The following is a 16926-nucleotide window of genomic DNA, read 5'->3' on the forward strand; positions in this document are numbered from 1 at the left end:
GCCGACACATCAAACGACAATGCGATGAAACGAAAAAGCCCGGCTGAAACCGGGCTTTTTAAATTCATTGCATTTGCAAAACGTCAGTTCGCGCGAACGACCGCCTCGCCGCTGGCGGCCAGTGCAGCAAGGTCGGCCGGCTTGAGTTCGACGGACTCGCCGCAGCCGCAGGCCGACGTCTGGTTGGGATTGTTAAAGGTGAAGCCGGAGCGGAGCGGCGTCACTTCGAAATCCATCTGAGTGCCAAGCAGGTAAAGGACGGCCTCGGGCGCGACCCAGACCCTTGCATCGAGATGTTCGACCAGGTCGTCCTTGCTGTTGGGCTCGGTTACCAGATCGACGGCATATTCCATGCCGGCGCAGCCGCCCTTCTTGATGCTCAAGCGAATACCCTTGGCATCGCCTCCAGCGTTCTCGACGATCGCCCGCACGCGGCCTGCGGCCGCATCGGTCAAGCTCATCACGGCAAAGCCCATCGGCTTCTTCTCCTTCATATCACCGGGGTAAAGGCCCGGCGCTTTCCAGAATCTAATGTAATGCCCGCGTCTTAACGGATCAATATCAGGCCGAAGTTCAGTACCAGCCGAGCGCGACCTGCGCCTCTTCCGACATGCGGTCCGGCGTCCACGGTGGATCGAAGGTCATCGTCACCTCGACGCCGGAAACACCCTCGACGGCGCCGACGGCGTTCTCGACCCAGCCCGGCATTTCACCCGCAACGGGGCAGCCCGGAGCGGTCAGCGTCATCTCGATCTTCACCATCCGGTCGTCTTCGATGTCGATCTTGTAAATAAGACCGAGTTCGAAGATATCGGCCGGGATTTCCGGATCATAGACTGTCTTGAGCGCCCCGATGATGTCGTCGCTGAGGCGCGCCAATTCCTCGGCCGGGATGGCCGAGTGAACGATGCCTTCGCGGACATCGATCTTTTCTTGCGTTGCGTCCAGACTCATGTCCGTCTCCCTGAGCAGGCTCCGCGAAAGTGTGCCACACCTTTACGGCAAGAACCTGCGGCAATCCATATTTTGAACAGACGCTTTGCAGCGTGCGTTCACGCGAAAAACTTCCGAGCGTGGTCCAGCGCATCCGCGAGCGCATCGACTTCGGCCCGGGTATTGTAGAGGCCGAAGGACGCACGGCATGTGGAGGTGACGCCGAACCGTTTCAAGAGCGGCTGCGCGCAATGTGTTCCGGCCCTGACGGCAACGCCGGCGCGGTCGATCACCATCGAAACGTCGTGGGCATGGACCCCGGCAATCTCGAAGGAAAAGATGCTGCCCTTGCCAGGCGCGTCGCCGAAGACCCGCAGCGAATTGATCGATGACAGCCGCTCTCGCGCGTAAGCCGTGAGATCTGCCTCATGGGCGCGTATCGCTTCCCGGCCGACCTTTTCCATATAATCGAGCGCATAGCCGAGGCCGATTGCCTGCACGATCGGCGGCGTGCCGGCCTCGAAGCGGTGCGGCGGGTCGTTGTACGTGACGCGGTCCTCGGTCACCTCCTCGATCATCTCGCCGCCCCCCATGAAAGGACGCATCTCCTTCAGGCGATCCATCTTGCCGTAGAGCACGCCGATACCAGACGGGCCGTAAAGCTTATGGCCGGTCATCACGTACCAGTCGCAATCGATGTCCTGAACATCGACCGGCATATGCACCGCACCTTGGCTGCCGTCGACCAGCACCGGAATGCCGCGCTCGCGTGCGATGCGGCAGATTTCCTTCACCGGTACGACCGTGCCGAGCGCGTTCGACATGTGCGTGATGGCAATGAGCCTTGTCCGTTCCGTCAGGCATTTGACGAAATCTTCGATGTGAAACGCGCCGTTGTCGTCGACGGGCGCCCAGACGAGCTTCGCGCCCTGGCGTTCACGGATGAAATGCCAGGGAACGATGTTGGAGTGGTGCTCCATGATCGAGAGCACGATCTCGTCGCCCTCCCCGAGTTTCGGCATGCCGTAGCCGTGGGCGACCGCATTGATCGCTTCGGTCGAGGACTTGGTGAAGATGATATTGTCGGCCGATGGCGCGTTCAGGAAGCGGCGAACCTTCTCGCGCGCCGCCTCATAGGCTTCCGTTGCGGCGTTCGACAGGAAATGCAGGCCGCGATGGACGTTGGCGTATTCGTTGGCATAGGCATGGGCCACGGCATCGATAACGAGCTGCGGCTTCTGTGCCGATGCGCCGTTGTCGAGATAGACAAGCGGCTTGCCATAGACCGTCCGCGAAAGGATCGGGAAATCCTTTCTGATGGCTTCGACGTCATAGGCCGGCACCGGCACGATATGTTCCATATCCTTCGTCCAATCAGGCGTGTTTTTCCAGCCAGGCCGAGATTATGCCTTCCAGCGCCTCGACCAGTTCCTCATCGTCTTCAAGCTCTTCGACGATCTCGGCGACGAAGGCGTTGACGAGCATCGCGCGCGCTTTCTTCTCCGGGATGCCGCGAGCGAGCATGTAGAAGAGCTGTGTGTGGTCGATGTCGGCGACCGTCGCACCGTGACCGCACTGCACGTCGTCTGCAAAGATTTCGAGCTCCGGCTTTGAAGACATGTCGGCATCGTCGGACAAGAGCAGCGTATTGCAGGCCATCTTCGCGTCGGTCTTCTGCGCGTCCTTGGCGACCAGGATCTTGCCCTGGAATACGCCCTTCGCCCGGTCGAAAACGACGTTGCGGATGATCTCGCTCGACGTGGTGTGCGGCACGTCATGGGTGAGCGTGAAGGTCACGTCCGTGTGGCTGTCGCCGCCAAGCAGGTTGATGCCGCGCAGCGTCAGATCGGCGCCCTCGCCGCTCGCCTTGCCGTGGATTTCCTGGCGCACCAGCTTGCCGCCGGCATTGATGACGAAGAGGTGCAGCTTCGCGTTCTTGCCGAGGTCGAAGCGGATCTGGCCGAGATGCGTATCGTCCGCGCCCTGCTGCTGGACGATGATCCAGATCACGTCGGCACCCTCGGCGAGCGTGACGTCGCTCACCGACGAAACGAAGCTTGGCTCCGCGTTTGTCGACAGATGCCGTTCGATCACGGTCGCCTTGGAGCCGGCGCCGAAGGATACGGGAAAGCGCGTGTGCGTCTGGCCGTGGCTCTGGACGACCTGAATCTCGAGCGGTGCTTTCAGCTCAGCCCCTTCCGCAATCTCGATTTCGAGACCGCCGCGAACCAGCCCACCATTGATTCGGCCGATTGCATCATCCGAGCCGAGCACGGCAAGGCCGGCAACGGCCGAACCGTCAATCAGGCTGTCGGTATAGGAGCGCGCCGTCACACCCTCGGGAAGGCCCTTGAGGTCTGCCTGGCCGCTGCGAACCGGAAGAACGGACGAACCCGGAACGACGGCATCGATCCTGTCGGCAAAGGCCGACGGATCGGCGGCAGGTACCGTGCGTAGCAAGGTGCGCAGGTCCGTATAGTGCCATGACTCGATGCGACGTGTCGGCAGCCCCGCCGTCCTCAGTTCGTGGACGAGCGTGTCGCGGAGCGACAGCACCGCTCCGTCGCCGGGCAGATCACCGATCTGGGCGGTATAGGCATCGACCAGCGCGGTTTCGGCAGCCGTCATCTTGATGGCCTGTTGCATATTCATTCGAACACTCCTTCAACAGGCGTCAGGCTGCCGCCTCGATGAGATCCGCATAGCCTTTGGCTTCGAGTTCATGCGCCAGCGTCTTGTCGCCCGACTTGATGACCTGGCCCTTGTAGAGGACGTGGACGGTATCCGGCACGATGTAGTCGAGCAGGCGCTGGTAGTGCGTGATCACGACAACGGCGCGATCCGGCGAACGCAACGCATTGACGCCGTCGGCGACGACTTTCAGCGCATCGATATCGAGGCCCGAGTCGGTCTCGTCGAGAACGCAAAGCTTCGGCTGAAGCAGCGCCATCTGCAGGATTTCCGCGCGCTTCTTCTCGCCGCCGGAAAAACCGACGTTCAGCGGACGGCGCAGCATTTCCGGCGCGATCTTGAGGTCACCGGCCGCTTCCTTGACGAGGCGCATGAATTCCGGTGTCGTCAGTTCCTCTTCGCCCCGATATTTGCGCTGTTCATTCATCGCCACCTTCAGGAACTGCATGGTAGCAACGCCGGGAATCTCGACCGGATACTGGAAGGCGAGGAAGATGCCCTTCGCCGCACGCTCGGAAGCGTCGAGCTCCAGAATGCTCTCGCCGTTATAGAGAATGTCGCCTTCGGTCACTTCATAGTCTTCGCGGCCGGAAAGTACATAGGACAGCGTCGACTTGCCGGAGCCGTTCGGTCCCATGATGGCGGCGACTTCGCCCGCCTTCACGGTCAGGTTCAGGCCGCGGATGATCTCCGTGCCGTCTTCGGCAATGCGGGCGTGCAGATTCTTGATTTCAAGCATTTTCAATCGTCCTCTTGGGAAGCGAATAGTCTTTGCGCGCAAGTCCCGCGCGCTTTTCGATAATCAGGTCGAGGCGTTAGCCCACCGAGCCTTCCAGCGAGATGCCAATCAGCTTCTGCGCTTCAACGGCGAATTCCATCGGCAGTTCCTGAATGACTTCCTTGACGAAGCCGTTGACGATCAACGCGATCGCTGCCTCTTCCGGAATGCCGCGCTGCAGGCAGTAGAACAGCTGGTCCTCGGAAATCTTGGACGTCGTCGCCTCGTGCTCGAACTGCGCCGTCGAGTTCTTCGCCTCGATATAGGGCACCGTATGGGCACCGCACTTGTCACCGATCAAGAGCGAGTCGCACTGGGTGAAGTTGCGGGCGTTTTCCGCCTTGCGGTGGGCCGAAACCTGACCGCGATAGGTGTTGTCCGAAACGCCGGCGGCGATGCCCTTGGAGATGATGCGGCTCGACGTGTTCTTGCCGAGATGGATCATCTTGGTACCGGAGTCGACCTGCTGGTGACCGTTGGAAACGGCGATCGAGTAGAACTCGCCGCGCGAGCCATCGCCGCGCAGGATGCAGGACGGATATTTCCAGGTGATCGCCGAACCGGTTTCCACCTGCGTCCAGGAAATCTTCGAATTTTTGCCGCGGCAATCGCCGCGCTTGGTGACGAAGTTGTAGACGCCGCCCTTGCCGTGCTTGTCGCCCGGATACCAGTTCTGCACCGTCGAATACTTGATCTCGGCGTCATCGAGCGCGATCAGCTCGACGACCGCCGCATGAAGCTGGTTCTCGTCGCGCTGCGGTGCGGTGCAGCCCTCGAGATAGGACACATAGGCGCCCTCGTCGGCGATGATCAGCGTGCGCTCGAACTGGCCGGTGTTCCGTTCGTTGATGCGGAAATAGGTCGAAAGCTCCATCGGGCACCGCACGCCCTTGGGTACGTAGACGAAGGAACCATCGGTGAAGACGGCAGAGTTCAGCGTTGCATAGAAATTATCCGACTGCGGCACAACCGTACCGAGATATTTCCGCACCAGGTCCGGATGCTCCCGCATCGCTTCCGAGATCGACATGAAGATCACGCCGGCCTTCTTCAGCTCCTCCTTGAAGGTCGTGACGACCGAGACGGAATCGAACACCGCGTCGACGGCGATCTTCGACTTCTGAACGCCAGCAAGGATTTCCTGTTCCTTGAGCGGGATACCGAGCTTCTCGTAGACCGCGAGCAGTTCCGGATCGACCTCATCGAGCGACCTCGGCCCCGACATGCTCTTCGGCGCGGCGTAGTAGTGAATCTCGTTGAAGTCGATCTTCGGGTAGCGGACACGCGCCCAGCTCGGCTCGTCCATGGTCAGCCAGCGGCGATAGGCGTTAAGACGCCACTCCAGCATCCACTCCGGTTCGTTCTTCTTGGCCGAAATGAAACGAATGATATCCTCGGAAAGGCCTTTCGGCGCCTTTTCCATCTCGATATGCGTTTCGAAGCCGTATTTATACTGGTCCACGTCGATCTTGCGGACCTGATCAATGGTCTCCTGCACGGCAGGCATGTCGTTCTCCAATCTTGCCGGATCCAAGGTCCGGCAGCTTGTCAACACGATGCAAACTTTGCGCACCGCTTATGTAATGGCTAAAAGGCGCTTTTCACCCCATTTGCCAAGCGGAAATTTGCTTTTCCGCAAATTCCTTCAACGTTTTGCCTCATGCGGCCTTTCCGGTTGAGCGCCGGCGGGCCGCCACCTTCGCGAAGACAGCCGCGCAACGCTCGATTTCGGCCTCCGTCGTTGTCTCGCCGATTGATATACGCAATGCGCCCTGGCGAGGATCGTAACCCATAGCTGTCAGCACGTGGCTCTGCCCGACCTTGCCGGAGGAGCAGGCCGATCCCGCCGAAAGCGCCACGCCTTCGAGATCGAAGGCGATCTGGCCGGTCTCAGCTTTCAGGCCCGGAAGCGTGAAAAAGGTCGTGTTGCCGATGCGAGCAATATCGCGTCCGTGGATCACTACATCCGGCGCCGACGACTGCATTTCGGCTTCGAGCCGATCGCGCAAAGCGGCAACGGCCGTAATCCGTCCGTCTATGTTACCGGCAACCACCCGGGCCGCCGCTCCAAAGCCGGCAAGTGCGGGCGCATTTTCAGTACCCGAACGGTGACCTTTCTCCTGCCCGCCGCCACGGATCAGCGCCGAAGGCATCATGACTTCACCACGCGCGACAAGTGCGCCCGCGCCTTTCGGCCCGCCGATCTTGTGCGAAGAGACGATGAGGAAGTCCGCACCAAGCGCTTCGATCGACAAAGGCAGACGTCCCGCCGCCTGCACGGCATCGACGACAAGGAGGCCGCCATGGGCGCGCACGATGGTGGCGACCTCGGCGATAGGCTGGACGATTCCTGTCTCGTTGTTGGCAAGCATCACGGCGACCATCGGCAGCCCGGCCTCGCGATCATGGGAGGCAAGCAGTGCATCCAGCGCGGCACCATCGACGACGCCGGCGCTCGTCACCGGCACCTCGCAAACGTCCTCGCGCGCGAAACGTCCGCCCTCGCGGATCGCTGGATGCTCAATCGCCGACGCGTAGAGCTTTGCGATCCTGAGCGGCGTGCGTCCCATGCGGAAATCCGGGGTCAGCACCATATTGGCGGCCTCGGTCGCACCGCTGGTGAAGGTGACCGAGGCGGCTTGCGCGCCGCAAAGCGCGGCGACATCACGCCGGGCGCTTTCGACAAGCGTGCGTATCGCCCTTCCCTCGCCGTGAACCGACGACGGATTGCCGACCTGATCGAGCGCCGACAGGAGGGCCTCGCGCGCTTCAGTGAGAAGCGGCGCCGTGGCGTTCCAGTCCATATAAATGCGCGATCCCGACATCGTTTCTTTCGTTAGGACAAGCGGCTCGGCCGTTACAATCGGTGCCGTTGCATTTTCCTTGAATTTTCCGCGTCGCTTGCCTTATGAGACGAAGCACAAGGCGGAATGCCCGCACCGAAGTTTTGAACGGTTCTAAACTAGGTTTTAGAAAAGCTGACTGCTTTCGTCAAGACAAGATCGGCACTGAAACCGCAATTAGAACCAGAAACATTCCCGGAGAGCCAATGCCCGAGATTATCTTCAACGGTCCAGCTGGTCGGCTGGAAGGTCGCTACCAGCCTTCGAAGCAGAAGAGCGCCCCGATCGCCATCATCCTGCACCCGCATCCCCAGTTCGGCGGCACGATGAACAACCAGATCGTCTACCAGCTTTTCTACATGTTTCAGAAGCGCGGGTTCACGACGCTCCGGTTCAATTTCCGCGGCATCGGGCGCAGCCAGGGCGAGTTCGACCATGGTGCCGGCGAGCTTTCCGATGCCGCCTCTGCGCTCGACTGGGTGCAGAGCCTGCATCCAGATTCGAAGAGCTGCTGGGTTGCCGGTTACTCCTTCGGCGCCTGGATCGGCATGCAACTCTTGATGCGCCGCCCGGAAATCGAAGGCTTCATGGCGGTCGCGCCGCAGCCGAACATCTATGACTTCTCGTTCCTCGCCCCTTGCCCCTCGTCCGGCCTGATCATCAACGGCGATTCCGACAAGGTGGCCCCCGAGAAGGACGTCAACGGTCTCGTCGACAAGCTGAAGGCGCAGAAGGGCATCCTGATCACCCACAGGACCGTGCCGGGCGCCAACCACTTCTTCAACGGCCAGATCGAGACTCTGATGGCCGAGTGCGAGGACTATCTCGATCGCCGCCTCAACGGCGAGCTGACGCCGGAACCGGCCGCCAAGCGCATTCGATGACATAGCGGCGGGCCGAATCGTCCTCGCGTGCAGTTCAGCGTGCGAGGACGCACTGAGACGTGGCGTCTAGCGCATGTCGCCCGAAAGTGTGGTGCGGTTTCGGGACAACGACATCACTGAAAGCAATAAAATAAAGTACGTCGCATGGCTCCAATCGAATGCGACGTGCTTTAGAGCGGTTCCGGTTTTGACTGAATCGGAGGGGATTCCGTTTTAGTCCGTTTTGTGATTCAAGATGCTGGCTGGAGCGGAGGCCAGCATCCGATGACGCGACCTCTTTCGAACGATCTTCGTGAACGTGTTGTTGGCGCCATTTCGGCGGGGGAAAGCTGCCGATCGGTGGCGGCTCGTTTCGGCATTGCCGTATCGTCGGCGGTGAAGTGGTCTCAGCGCTATCGTTCGAACGGGTCCGTGGCGCCCGGCAAGATGGGCGGCCACCGCAAGCATGTGCTGGAGCCGCACCGTGCGTTCATCGCGGAGCGGATCAACCAGACGCCGCATTTGTCGCTGCACAGGCTGAAGGAAGAGCTGGCGGCGCGTGGGGTGAAGGTGTCGCACGATACGGTCTGGCGGTTCCTGCGCCGCGAGGGGTTGCGGTTTAAAAAAAACGCTGTTCGCCCTTGAGCAGGCCCGTGCCGATATTGCCCGCCGGCGGCAACGCTGGCGCTCCTGGCAGTCCGGTCTCGATCCGAGACGGCTGGTGTTCATTGACGAAACCTGGATCAAGACCAACATGGCGCCGCTCTATGGCTGGGGGCCACGAGGCAAGCGCCTGCGCGGCTTTGCCCCGCACGGCCACTGGCGCACGCTGACCTTTGTCGGCGCTTTGCGCCACGACCGGCTGGCAGCGCCTTGCGTCTTCGACGGACCGATCAACGGTCGGTGTTTCCGCGCCTATGTCGAACAACAGCTCGTGCCCGTGCTCGAACCCGGCGACATCGTCATCATGGACAATCTCGGCTCGCACAAGTCGGCGGCCATCCGGCAGATGATCCGAGCCGCCGGCGCGCGGCTCTGGTATCTCCCGCCATACTCGCCCGATCTCAATCCGATCGAGCAGGCCTTCGCCAAAATCAAACACTGGATGCGGGCGGCTCAGAAGCGAACCGTCGAGGAGACATGGAAATACCTCGGCAGCCTTGTCCCCTCACTCCAGCCCGACGAATGCAGCAACTACTTCGCCAACGCCGGATATGCTTCTGTCAAAACCTGAAACGCTCTAGCTTCGTCCAACCCAATGCGGCACTGCAGGCTTGACGACGTCTGCCGGCGCTTCGGCACACTCCACCCTGTTCCGTCCGGCGGCCTTGGCGGCATAGAGCGCCTTGTCGGCTCTTTGCATGGCCAGTTCGAGCGGCTCGTTTACGGCAACCGCCGCGACGCCGAAGCTGGCGGTAACCGTCGCCCTTTCAGGCAGGCCGTCAATCTGCATTGAGGCCATCGCCGCGCGGATGCCATGGGCGAGGACACGCGCCTCCGATAAATCCGTCAGGGGAAGAAAGACGGCAAATTCTTCCCCTCCGAGGCGCCCGGCAACGGCGCGGCTCGGCATCAGATCGCGAAGAAGGCGCGAAAACCGCCGGATCACCTCGTCCCCGGCATGATGGCCATAACTGTCGTTCACCTGCTTGAAATGGTCGAGGTCAGTAAGGATGAGCGCGCCGGGATTGACCGTGCCGCGTCTTTCCAGCATCGGAGCAAGACGCTCCACGAAGCCCCGGCGATTGTAGAGATCAGAGAGGGCGTCGATTTCAGAACTCGCCCGCGCGTCGTCGATGATATCCTTCACCATGACGCCGAGCATCGCCAGGCCGGTTCCGACGATCAGCATGGCGCCAAGAGCCTGCGAAATCAGCGCAAACGGGCTGGAGACATAATCGGCCGCCGTTGTTCCGGAGCCCGCCGCCACCGCGGCGTAGATCTTCGCAAGATAGTAGATCGCGCTCAGCACCAGAAGACAGAGCAGCGTCCGGTCCGCGTAATTTTGCCGCCGCGACCGGACGATCGCTGAGGCGGACCACGCCTGAATGAGGAAGAACGGCATCTGGTAAAAGAAGGCATGCTGGAAGGTGCCGCGCGGAAGGTCGTAGATCACGAGATCGACGATGACCGAAGCGATGAAGAAAGCGGCAAGCAGCGCCGGCCGAACCGGCACGTCGTAATGCAGTCCAAGTCCCACGCGGAGCAGGCTGAAGCCCCCGAGGACGCTGGCGAACGCCGCTATCGCGAAGAGGCGCGGAAAAGCGCTGAAGGGCAGAACGGCCTCAAACACCGCAGAGAGGGAGGCGACAAAGAAGCAGGCAGCGATCCAGATCGCCGGTCGGCTCGAACGACTCTTTGCCGCGATGATAAGAAATGCGACCGCAAAGATCTGGGCGACGATGAAATTCACGGCCAGAAGGGAAATCGCACCACCCATTCGACAGCTTCCGAAGAGTTCCGACTGCGAATCACGGATCCGCATAAATCTCACACACCGAGCTATCCTACCGGCGGAGTGCAAAGAAACAATTAGAGCAAATCAAGGAAAAGTGTGCTGTCAGGGCAGTTCGACCTGCCTTGTCGCTTGGCGAGCCTCGATATCTACCGACTTCGATGCAAATCGACCCCCACTTACAGGGCGATCGACGCCGGTCGTTTCGGGATAGGTCAACGGCAAGCCGCGCAGTGATCTCACCGCCAGATAGGCCCACGCTTCGGCCTCCATCGAGTCGCCGTTCAGTTCCAGTGCTTCAGCGGCAAGCACTCGGCCGTGCACCGCGCCGGCGAGTCTTGTCAAATCCTTCATGATGGTCTGGTTGAGGCGGCCACCGCCGCAGATGACGTAGGTGGCCGGGGCCTCCGGAAGATGCCCTGCCGATTTCACGATTGCTGCCGCGGTGACGTAGGCGAGTGTGCGAGCGCCGTCTGCCAGGCTTGCGTCGGCGCCCGAGGGCGGCGTGAAGTCGTTTCGGTCGAGGGAGCGGCGTTTCTCAGCGGTAAAGAATCGATGAGAAAGGTACCGATCGGCGAGTTCTGGCACGATCGTGCCTTCGCTTGCGATCATGCCGCCCTGGTCATAGGGGATACCGGCGTGGGCCTCCACCCACTGGTCAATCAGCGTATTGCCGGGACCGCTGTCATAGGCGACGATTCGCCGGCCGGCGCCAACGAATGTGAGGTTGGAGATACCGCCGATATTGACGAAGACGACCGGCGCATCGATCTCTTGTTTTTCCGACAAGCCGTTCGCCAGAGCAGCGTGGTAGGCCGGAATGAGCGGCGCTCCCTGGCCGCCATGGACCATGTCATTGGCCCGCATGTCGTAGACGACGTCGATTTGTGTTTCGCGCGCCAGCAAGTCTCCATCGCCGATCTGCACGGTCAACGCCTCGTCCGGGCGGTGCAGGACTGTTTGTCCGTGGAAACCTATTACATCAATATTCTCAGGCAACAGATTGTTTTCATGCAGGAATGCTTCGACTGCTTCCGCGTGGCGTAGCGTCAGGTCTCGCTCCAGTTGAGCGAGTTCCCCCGGCCTTTCCGTCCGTACGGCAATCGATCTCGCGTCATCAAGTCCCTGCTTCAGGCGCGCCCGGAAACGCGCGTCGTAGGCGTATCCGGCCGAGGGGCCACGCTGCACGACGTTCTCGCCGTCGGTCCGGAGCAGCGCAACGTCGATGCCGTCCATGCTCGTGCCGCTCATCAAGCCGATTGCCGTCAAGAGCTTGCCCATTGATTTCTCCGCGCGCGTGCCTCGATCGATGCCGGCAGAAACCGAGCGCACCAGTCCTCGTTCCGCCAGTGCGTTCATAACAAAATGCCCGCCAACCAAAAACGTGCACTTTCGATAAAACAATGATAAACGCCGCCCGCAGACGTCCTACCCAGCCGAAAGAAACAGGTCATGTCCGAGTTCAAGTCCGATTTCCTCCATACGCTCAGCGAGCGCGGTTTCATCCATCAGACCTCCGATGATGCCGGGCTCGACCAACTGTTCCGTACGGAAACCGTGACTGCCTATATCGGCTTCGATCCCACCGCGCCAAGCCTCCACGCCGGTGGTCTCATTCAGATCATGATGCTGCATTGGCTGCAGGCGACCGGCCACCGGCCGATCTCGCTGATGGGCGGCGGCACCGGCATGGTCGGCGATCCGTCCTTCAAGGACGAAGCGCGGCAACTGATGACGCCGGAGACGATCGCGGCCAACATTGCCAGCATCAAGACTGTATTCACCAATTACCTGAAATACGGCCAAGGGCCGACGGACGCATTGATGATCAACAATGCGGACTGGCTGCTTGGCATAAACTACCTCGAATTCCTGCGTGATGTCGGCCGCCACTTCTCGGTTAACCGCATGCTGTCGTTCGACAGCGTCAAGATGCGACTTGATCGCGAACAGTCGCTTTCGTTTCTCGAATTCAACTACATGATCCTTCAGGCCTATGACTTCGTGGAGCTTCACAAGCGGACGGGGTGCCGGCTGCAGATGGGCGGCTCGGACCAATGGGGCAACATCGTCAATGGTATCGATCTCGGCCACCGCATGGGCACGCCGCAGCTCTACGCCCTCACCTCGCCGCTTCTGACAACCGCATCCGGCGCCAAGATGGGCAAGTCTGTCACCGGTGCCGTCTGGCTCAATCCCGATATGCTCGGCGCCTACGACTTCTGGCAGTACTGGCGCAATACCGAGGATGCGGACGTCGTGCGCTTCCTGAAGCTCTACACGACCTTGCCGATGACGGAGATCGATCGTCTGGCGCAGCTCGGCGGCTCCGAGATCAACGAGGTCAAGAAGGTTCTCGCGACGGAAATCACCGCCATGCTGCACGGGCGCACGGCGGCCGAGCAGGCAGCCGAAACGGCGCGCAAGACCTTCGAGGAAGGCGCGCTTGCCGAGAACCTGCCGTCGATCGAGGTCCCCGCCTCCGAACTCGAAGCCGGCGTCGGCCTGCTGACGCTCATCGTGCGCGCCGGCCTTGCCGCTTCGAACGGCGAAGCGCGGCGCCACGTCCAGGGCGGTGCCGTGAGAATCAACGACGAAGCGATCAGCGACGAACGTCGCGTCGTTGCTTATGACGACATCGCCGACGGCGTCATCAAGCTGTCGCTCGGCAAGAAAAAGCATATCCTCGTGCGGCCGGCCTGAGCCCCTCGGAGTGGAAGCCGAAGCATTCTTGAACGGGATGGGAAGCGTGCAGCTTCCCATCCCGTTCGCGTTTGCATCTGCCGCGGACCACAGCAACTCGGTGGATCCGCCTCACCAGCGCCGGGATCGAGGCCGCTCGCCTTACTGAAACTCGAAGATGTTGCGGAACACACCCGGCGCGATGATCGACAACGGGTTGATCGTCAGCTGCGGTTGCGTGAATTGGCCGGTCAGCTTGAAGGTGATGCCGAGCAGGCCGCGATCACGGCCGTTGCCGAGCAGGACTCCGATCAGCGGCAGTTCGCCGAACAAACGGTTCAGCCCGTAGGCCGGCATGAACGTACCCGTCATGTCCATCCGGTCCCGCGCGTCGCGGACGGTGCCCTGGAATGTCGCCCCTACATCGACGCCGCGCAGGACGCCGCTTTCGACGCGGATCGTACCCTGATCCAGGAAGAGTTGAGCGAAGCCGCGGTCGAACTGCGCGGTGCTCACATCGATATCGCGCCGAACCGCCTGGTTAAGGCTGCGGCCATCCTCTCCTGCCGGAGTCGAGACCATGGATTGGAGCCGCTGTTCGCCGACAAGCGAGAATTTCCGTACATCAACGGCACCGCGCCACGAACGCGCGCCACGGTCGCGCAACCTCAGATTCATCAGGCCGCCGCTCATGTTGCGGTAGATATCGGCAAAGCGCGCCAGCGAGCCTGCATCGCCGGTGGTCAGTTCCAGTATGTTGTCGGCGCCGGATTTCGCCATCTTGGCCACAGCCGCTTGCCCGCTTCCGGTCACAGCCGAAAGGTCGATGTCGTCGATCTGCTGCCCGCGGGCCGCATACAAGAAGCGCACATTGGACAGGACTTCGCCGTTGAATCCCGTGACATCGTCAAGCCTGGCATTGAGCGTGATATTGCCGCTGTCAGATGAACCGGATCCGGATTTCACTCGCACCAGCGCCGGCCTTATGTCCACAGCTCGGCCGGTCAAGCCAACGGCATAACCGCCCTTGTTGCGATCGATCGTGACGGAGAAATTGTCTCCGCTTGCAAGGCGCACATCGTTCAGTTCAGCCGATGCGAGGCCCGAGTCATCGACACGCAGGCGACCGGCGGCGCCGAACCCGTCGCCGGCGATATTGAAATCGCCGATCTCGGTCACGCCGTCTGTTGCCTTGACGGCGAATTGGGCTCTTGCAGGGATTCCGGCCCCCTTGCTCCACCCAATCCAGGGCAGCGACAGCGACGCCTTGCCGAGGTCCGCCTTGACGGATTGGCTGCCGTCTTCGGCAAGCGAAACGTCGACGCCGACCGGCCCGCTGACGATACCGGACAAGGCCGGAGCGATCTTCCGCCTGGCGGCGTCGTCGAGCGTCCCCGAGATCTCGCGTGTTCGCTTCACATTTGCCTTGCTGTCAACCGGCTCGGTCAGTGCGATCCGCATCTTGGAACCGTCGATCAGTGCATCGGCCTCAAGCACCGCCCGGGTGTTGTCGATCCGCATGGTGCCCGCCAGGTTGGCGATGGAACGACCGGAAATGGGCTTGTTAATCGTCACGTCCTGTAGCTGCATCTCCGCCTGCCAGAGAGGCGAAGGGGGCTTCTGATCCGAAATCAGGCCGAACCGCGCGCCCACCAGGGCTGTCATCGGCCCGGTGAAATCCTCCGGCACGAATGGCGTCTTCTGGAGGGCACGGATCGGTTTGTAGGCGACAAGCTCGGCAATCGCGTCGGCTTGCCCGCCGACCTCGATCTTCATTTCCGCCATCAGCGGCTTCGAATAGACGTCGGGTATGACGAAGTCGCCCCCGTTCAAGGCGACCGAGCGGCCGGACGGGAAATAGGCGGTCCCCTTTCCGACGTCGACGACCATGCGTTCGCCGCTGAGCTTAAAACGCCCCGATGTGTCGCGAAGCGGCGGAATCTCCCCGGCGATGTTGATGCGGGTGTCTTCAATGGCGAAGTTGATGTTGAGCTCGCGCTCGTCGAGCCTAAGCTCGCCCTGGTTATTGGCGATCCGTCCCTCGGGTATCGAAACCTCGATCCGCGCGTCGCTCACAGTCCCGCCGAAGAGATTGCCTATCGCCCACCGTCTCGCTCCTTTGGCGAGCCACCAAGGCCACAATTGTTTGACGGCGGTGGAATGCATCTGATCGCTGAGCGCGACGAAGCTGATCTGCGGCGACGTCTTGCCGAAGGCGACCGAAAGCGAACCGGCCATGGAACCAAGTGGGCTCGATATCGCCAGCTGATCGAAAATAAGCCGGTGACTGTCTGCCTCGAAGCGTCCGCTTGCCTTGGCGTCGAAGGCAAGCGGTTTTTCCTGGATGTCTTCGGGGTCCGAGTTCGCATTCCTCAAGAGAAGGTCGACGGCGAAGCCCTTAGGGCTGGCCTCTGCAACCCTGTCGAGATCGATGAGGGCGCCCGTGAAAGGAAAGCTCGAGCGTCCGATCTTGACGACAGACGGCAATATCTCGACCGAGGCGCGGTCAAAATCATAGGAGACGTTCAGGTCGGACGGGTTGAGAGCGGAAACAAGGCCCCCCGCATGAAACGAACCTTGCGTTGTCCTGACGCTGACTTCCAGCGCCGGCTTCTGGCCGTCAGCCGCACGGCTGGCTTTCAGGCTGACGTCCGCCGCCGCCTCGACGCCGAAGGCTTCCTCGTTTCCCGATTTGCCGTGATAGAGAAAGGGAGCGAGCGGCAAAGCGCTGACGGTCCCCTCGAAGCCACCGATGCGGCCGTTCTCACCGAGGGCCTTGGCGGTCAATTGCGCTTCGATGCCGTCGATCGCAACGATTCCATCGACGCGCATGGAGCTATTGGGGTCGTGGGTGAACTCGAGCGTTTTCACTTCGACGGGAACGGCGCGACCACGCGACCCTGTGACCGACAGGCTGAAATCCGAGAGCAGCACGGTTTGTGTCGCCCTGCCCGCAGTCAGTCGCGACAGGCGGTCCGCCTGGGCGAACAACTTCTCGAGCGCTTCGCCGACATCCGCGATTCGGATCGTCGTGAGGTCGATAGGTTCGCCGCGTGGCAGCAGGCCCGTGTCGAGTTCGCCTTCTTCCGCCTCGAGCCGCGACACGGCTATGCGTCCGGTCATCAGAGCGAACGGGTCGAGCGCTATCGAAATTGCGCCGAGCTTAGCGAGGTGGCGACCCGACCCGCTTTCCTTGAGCGTCACCCCGCGCGCCTTCAGCGCAAGCGCGCCGCCGCTCGTCATGCGGATCACGGTGCTCTCGACATCGGCATTATAGTTTTCGCCAAGAGCAGCGTTCAGCGCCGTGCGTGCCCGTGTGTTGAGCGGCCCGTCGACCAGGCCGGTTTCGATAACCGCGACAAGGGACGCCACGGCAACGAAAGCGAGCAGCGAGCAGCACAGTATGATCTTGCCGAGAAAACGCAGCGCGCCGCCCGGCCGAGGCGCATGCACGATGACCGGATCGTGGGCTTGCGCCGAAGGCAGCTCGTGCAGCGCGACGATGTCTTCCTTGCGAAAGCAGACCCTTTCGCCGCGGATATCGCTCATCGGCGCCGGCGCCCTCCGCCTAAGTGCGGCATTGCAAATTTCCTTGTAAGGCCAGTCGCCGCGCGCGAGGGCCGGACCCTTTGTTCACCCATGTAGATCACAATTCGTCGAGCCAAGTCACCACGCGTCCCT

Annotated in this window: 13 protein-coding genes; 3 read left to right on the plus strand and 10 right to left on the minus strand. The window is 61.3% G+C overall.

Annotated features, from left to right (window positions below; genetic code table 11):
- Window positions 1–83 precede the first annotated feature (83 nt).
- The 7 genes from sufA to QA637_RS07280 all read right to left on the minus strand — a co-directional run bounded on the left by sufA (window position 84) and on the right by QA637_RS07280 (window position 7227).
- Complete coding sequence (sufA, locus tag QA637_RS07250; RefSeq protein ID WP_283064922.1) at window positions 84–476, minus strand: Fe-S cluster assembly scaffold SufA; 393 nt, start codon at window positions 474–476, stop codon at window positions 84–86.
- A gap of 97 nt (window positions 477–573) precedes the next feature.
- On the minus strand, window positions 574–954 hold the full coding sequence (locus QA637_RS07255; RefSeq protein WP_153440969.1) for an SUF system Fe-S cluster assembly protein: 381 nt from the start codon (window positions 952–954) through the stop codon (window positions 574–576).
- Between the two features lie 98 nt (window positions 955–1052).
- Window positions 1053–2294: a cysteine desulfurase gene (locus QA637_RS07260; RefSeq protein WP_283064510.1), complete on the minus strand. Its 1242-nt coding sequence runs from the start codon at window positions 2292–2294 to the stop codon at window positions 1053–1055.
- 13 nt (window positions 2295–2307) lie between these two features.
- Entirely contained in the window at window positions 2308–3585 is a 1278-nt protein-coding gene (sufD, locus tag QA637_RS07265) for a Fe-S cluster assembly protein SufD (RefSeq protein ID WP_283064511.1), read from the minus strand.
- A gap of 22 nt (window positions 3586–3607) precedes the next feature.
- Complete coding sequence (sufC, locus tag QA637_RS07270; protein ID WP_153440966.1) at window positions 3608–4363, minus strand: Fe-S cluster assembly ATPase SufC; 756 nt, start codon at window positions 4361–4363, stop codon at window positions 3608–3610.
- 76 nt (window positions 4364–4439) lie between these two features.
- Window positions 4440–5909, minus strand: a complete 1470-nt coding sequence (sufB, locus tag QA637_RS07275; protein ID WP_283064512.1) for a Fe-S cluster assembly protein SufB — start codon at window positions 5907–5909, stop codon at window positions 4440–4442.
- Window positions 5910–6060: 151 nt separating this feature from the next.
- Complete coding sequence (locus tag QA637_RS07280) at window positions 6061–7227, minus strand: cysteine desulfurase family protein (protein ID WP_283064514.1); 1167 nt, start codon at window positions 7225–7227, stop codon at window positions 6061–6063.
- Window positions 7228–7451: 224 nt separating this feature from the next.
- On the opposite strand from QA637_RS07280, the gene QA637_RS07285 reads away from it, so the two are divergent.
- Together QA637_RS07285 and QA637_RS07290 are read left to right on the plus strand one after the other, a co-directional pair.
- Window positions 7452–8129 carry an alpha/beta hydrolase gene (locus QA637_RS07285; protein ID WP_153440963.1) on the plus strand — a complete coding sequence of 226 codons (678 nt, stop codon included), beginning with the start codon at window positions 7452–7454 and terminating at the stop codon, window positions 8127–8129.
- A 264-nt stretch (window positions 8130–8393) separates the two neighbouring features.
- Window positions 8394–9342 (plus strand): IS630 family transposase gene (locus QA637_RS07290; protein ID WP_153441515.1). Its coding sequence is split into 2 segments (ribosomal slippage): window positions 8394–8729 and window positions 8731–9342, totalling 948 coding nucleotides; the frame shifts between segments, so codons are not numbered across the junction.
- A 6-nt stretch (window positions 9343–9348) separates the two neighbouring features.
- Here the strand turns inward: QA637_RS07290 and QA637_RS07295 are convergent.
- A complete protein-coding gene (locus QA637_RS07295) occupies window positions 9349–10548 on the minus strand; it encodes a GGDEF domain-containing protein (protein WP_283064516.1) in 1200 nt (399 codons plus the stop codon).
- Window positions 10549–10668: 120 nt separating this feature from the next.
- Complete coding sequence (locus tag QA637_RS07300; RefSeq protein WP_283064518.1) at window positions 10669–11844, minus strand: anhydro-N-acetylmuramic acid kinase; 1176 nt, start codon at window positions 11842–11844, stop codon at window positions 10669–10671.
- A 171-nt stretch (window positions 11845–12015) separates the two neighbouring features.
- Between QA637_RS07300 and tyrS the strand changes: the two genes are divergently transcribed.
- Entirely contained in the window at window positions 12016–13266 is a 1251-nt protein-coding gene (tyrS, locus tag QA637_RS07305; protein ID WP_283064520.1) for a tyrosine--tRNA ligase, read from the plus strand.
- Between the two features lie 141 nt (window positions 13267–13407).
- Here tyrS and QA637_RS07310 read toward each other — a convergent pair whose 3' ends face one another.
- On the minus strand, window positions 13408–16794 hold the full coding sequence (locus QA637_RS07310) for a YhdP family protein (protein WP_283064522.1): 3387 nt from the start codon (window positions 16792–16794) through the stop codon (window positions 13408–13410).
- Between the last annotated feature and the right edge of the window lie 132 nt (window positions 16795–16926).

The sequence above is a fragment of the Sinorhizobium terangae genome (assembly GCF_029714365.1).
Classification (GTDB): Bacteria; Pseudomonadota; Alphaproteobacteria; order Rhizobiales; family Rhizobiaceae; genus Sinorhizobium; species Sinorhizobium terangae.

Excerpts from the sequence above, each read along its gene's own strand:
- sufA (WP_283064922.1), bottom strand. The coding sequence starts at position 476 with ATGGGCTTTGCCGTGATGAGCTTGACCGATGCGGCCGCAGGCCGCGTG.
- QA637_RS07255 (WP_153440969.1), bottom strand. The coding sequence starts at position 954 with ATGAGTCTGGACGCAACGCAAGAAAAGATCGATGTCCGCGAAGGCATC.
- QA637_RS07260 (WP_283064510.1), bottom strand. The coding sequence starts at position 2,294 with ATGGAACATATCGTGCCGGTGCCGGCCTATGACGTCGAAGCCATCAGA.
- sufD (WP_283064511.1), bottom strand. The coding sequence starts at position 3,585 with ATGAATATGCAACAGGCCATCAAGATGACGGCTGCCGAAACCGCGCTG.
- sufC (WP_153440966.1), bottom strand. The coding sequence starts at position 4,363 with ATGCTTGAAATCAAGAATCTGCACGCCCGCATTGCCGAAGACGGCACG.
- sufB (WP_283064512.1), bottom strand. The coding sequence starts at position 5,909 with ATGCCTGCCGTGCAGGAGACCATTGATCAGGTCCGCAAGATCGACGTG.
- QA637_RS07280 (WP_283064514.1), bottom strand. The coding sequence starts at position 7,227 with ATGTCGGGATCGCGCATTTATATGGACTGGAACGCCACGGCGCCGCTT.
- QA637_RS07285 (WP_153440963.1), top strand. The coding sequence starts at position 7,452 with ATGCCCGAGATTATCTTCAACGGTCCAGCTGGTCGGCTGGAAGGTCGC.
- QA637_RS07295 (WP_283064516.1), bottom strand. The coding sequence starts at position 10,548 with ATGGGTGGTGCGATTTCCCTTCTGGCCGTGAATTTCATCGTCGCCCAG.
- QA637_RS07300 (WP_283064518.1), bottom strand. The coding sequence starts at position 11,844 with ATGGGCAAGCTCTTGACGGCAATCGGCTTGATGAGCGGCACGAGCATG.
- tyrS (WP_283064520.1), top strand. The coding sequence starts at position 12,016 with ATGTCCGAGTTCAAGTCCGATTTCCTCCATACGCTCAGCGAGCGCGGT.
- QA637_RS07310 (WP_283064522.1), bottom strand. The coding sequence starts at position 16,794 with ATGAGCGATATCCGCGGCGAAAGGGTCTGCTTTCGCAAGGAAGACATC.